General features: G+C 51.3%; 3 protein-coding genes. 1 reads left to right on the top strand and 2 read right to left on the bottom strand.

Going from position 1 to position 2,550, the window contains the following annotated elements:
* The coding region (locus BZG79_RS14895; RefSeq protein ID WP_199877992.1) for an ATP-binding cassette domain-containing protein at positions 1–456 on the top strand (456 nt) is incomplete at its 5' end.
* 73 nt (positions 457–529) lie between these two features.
* Here the strand turns inward: BZG79_RS14895 and BZG79_RS14890 are convergent.
* Together BZG79_RS14890 and BZG79_RS14885 are read right to left on the bottom strand one after the other, a co-directional pair.
* On the bottom strand, positions 530–1,108 hold the full coding sequence (locus BZG79_RS14890) for a DUF1566 domain-containing protein (RefSeq protein ID WP_077774797.1): 579 nt from the start codon (positions 1,106–1,108) through the stop codon (positions 530–532).
* Positions 1,108–2,550, bottom strand: a 1,443-nt coding sequence (locus BZG79_RS14885; protein ID WP_077774796.1) for a DUF1566 domain-containing protein, incomplete at its 5' end; no start/stop codon positions are given. The genes BZG79_RS14890 and BZG79_RS14885, both read right to left, overlap by 1 nt.

Below are 2,550 nucleotides of genomic sequence, written 5' to 3'. Positions count from 1 at the left end.
ATTGGTTACTGTGCGCAAGATAACAGTGCCGAGTTTGATAACGATCTCACCGTGTTTGAGTGGATGTCGCAATGGCGTACGGCCAAGCATGATGATTTGATTGTTCGTGGCATTTTGGGTCGCTTGTTGTTCTCAGCAGATGATGTGAACAAAAAAGCGAAAAGCTGCTCAGGGGGCGAGAAAAACCGCCTGATGTTCGGCAAGCTGATGATGCAAGATATCAATGTGATTGTGATGGATGAACCCACCAACCACATGGATATGGAAGCCATCGAATCACTCAATAAAGGCCTAGAGCAATTCCCAGGCACTTTGATTTTTGTCAGCCACGACCGTGAATTTGTTTCCTCATTGGCGACCGATATCATTGAGATCAAAGACCAGCAATTGATCCACTTTAACGGCAGTTACGATGAGTATCTCGCCCACTTAGAAAAAGTACGTGCGGTGGCTTGATCATCTCGGTTATCGATCACTAATGACGATTCACTCGCCCCAGCCACATACCATGTCGCTGGGGCGATCTCTTTTACTGGTCTGTTACTAGCAGTACACTGCCCTCAAGCTGCGTCGGCCCGTAAGCAAATATCTCCGCGTTACGCACGTCAAACATCAAAATCGTATTATCCGCTTGCACATGGCTATTGCTCCACACGTAAGCGCGAACGTTTCCGGTACCATATCCTTCCTCAGCAGTTGAATACGGGAAACCTTCGGCAAATGCCTTCGGGTTGAGCGCGGGTTTCATGCAGGCATGTTCAGCCAATGATACTAGCTCTTTAATATTGGGCATACGCCATTGCGTGTGACCGGCAAACTGATGAAGCGGGTGCGCTTGGCTTTGATTGATCGCCTGCACTTCATTAAGTGCGGCTTGCCAATACATTCCGGTGCCCTCGCCACGACACGCCTGTTGTTCGGCTTGCCAGGTTTTACCCAGTGGGCAACGCATCCAAGTTAATCCGGTAAAGGTGTCCGTTACCGTGCCATTATCATCAAAGCTGTAACGGACATTCGGTGCCGTTTTGGTTAAATCAATCGAGCATTCTTGGCCTGCCCATGCAGTTGCAGATGCGAAGATACTGGCGGCAATGATCAGTTTGTTCATTATTTTTCTCCTTGGGCGACAAGACGAATAGGCAGTTGCCATGAGGTGTAGTCAGAATCGACCTGATCGCTATAGATCTCGAGCGATACTGTAGTGCCACGATCACTGCCTCGCGTTTGCGGCAGCTGGATATAGCGCGCACCCGGCGTCGCAAATGCGGTATATTCGGTTAAGAAAGAGGTGGAAGACCACAACAAGCCGGCATCGTATTCACTGGCAGAGGATTGATGAGGGAAATACCCCGTATCGAGCCCATAAACACGCCCATCGCTGTCGGTTTGTGTCTCGCCGAAATCAATCAGGCTATAAAGTTCAACAAAGGTAGGTAAGCGCCATTGATCAATGCCACAGATCTGTTGCTGATTTAGGTACGCTTGGTATTGGGCAGTGGTGCAAATACCCTCAGCGTCTTTGCAGCCTGTCGCCTCAATATCTTTGCCAAACGGTTCGAACTGCCCAGGCACTTGATAGGCAAAAAGGCGATCAACGTATCGGGGGGATTGAGGGTCCGTCTGTTTGCTCTCCCATACCAGTCCGCTGCGATTATCTTGCACGCAATCCCACGTGGTCGCGCTATCGGGTAAAGGCTGACCGTTGCCATCCAGTTTGGTGAGGCTAAACCCACCTTCCGTTGCATCAAAACCATAGTCAGCATCTTGACCGGGGTAGTCGTCAGGCGCGGTGATAACATTCCCGCTGTCGGAATAATAGCTAACAATGCCGGTATCGTTCACAGGACGCATTTGAGTCCGTTCATCCAACTCAACCAAAATCGCGTTAAGGTCCGCGTCGCTTGGCGCACCTTTAAGTAAAACATCCGCGTAACGCGCCAATTCACCGCTTAGTAGCGCTAGCATGCGATTCGCCCGCGTGGGCGTCATGCCCGATATCAGCGACAAAACGTTACTTTCAAGCTGTACAAAGCGGTTATCCGCCCCGTTGGTAAGCAAGTCCGCTTGCGTCGTGACGCCCATCGCCTCGAATTGCTCACGTAAATTCGCAACCGCATCTTGATAGGCATCCCCTGCCGCCATGTTGCTAGCGACCAGTGTGCTGATCACATTGATGTCATTGCCGGTAGTCTTGCGTACGCCGGGAGCAACAAGGAATGCATTCCCTTGGCGAGGCGCGTCAGTCTGCGCTCCCATTCGTTGCGACGATAACGTGGTCACGCCGGTGTCGATTTGCGCGACAATCGGTGAGGACAAGATCGCTTTATCGGCGCTGGTGAGGGTAAATGCCCCCTGCTCCGCTTGTGTGGTGGGTTCGTTGGCGTTACAGGCAAAGTCACCATTTAAATCAGCACACACGGTTTCATTACCGGTGGCATTGGTAGCGCTAATGGTACCAGAGACGCTGTAGGTCGGCGCGATTGAGTCACTTGCACTCGTCTCTGATCCGGAACCATTACAGCCTGCCAGTAGCAATGCACTGGCGAGTAG

The organism is Salinivibrio sp. MA427 (assembly GCF_001996115.1).
Taxonomy (GTDB): Bacteria; Pseudomonadota; Gammaproteobacteria; order Enterobacterales; family Vibrionaceae; genus Salinivibrio; species Salinivibrio costicola.
Note: the sequence above shows the minus strand (reverse complement) of the source record. Positions and strands in the feature narration are given on the sequence as shown.

What these genes read in the sequence shown, in the direction of transcription:
- BZG79_RS14890 (WP_077774797.1), bottom strand. Translation starts at nt 1,108, where the DNA reads ATGAACAAACTGATCATTGCCGCCAGTATCTTCGCATCTGCAACTGCA.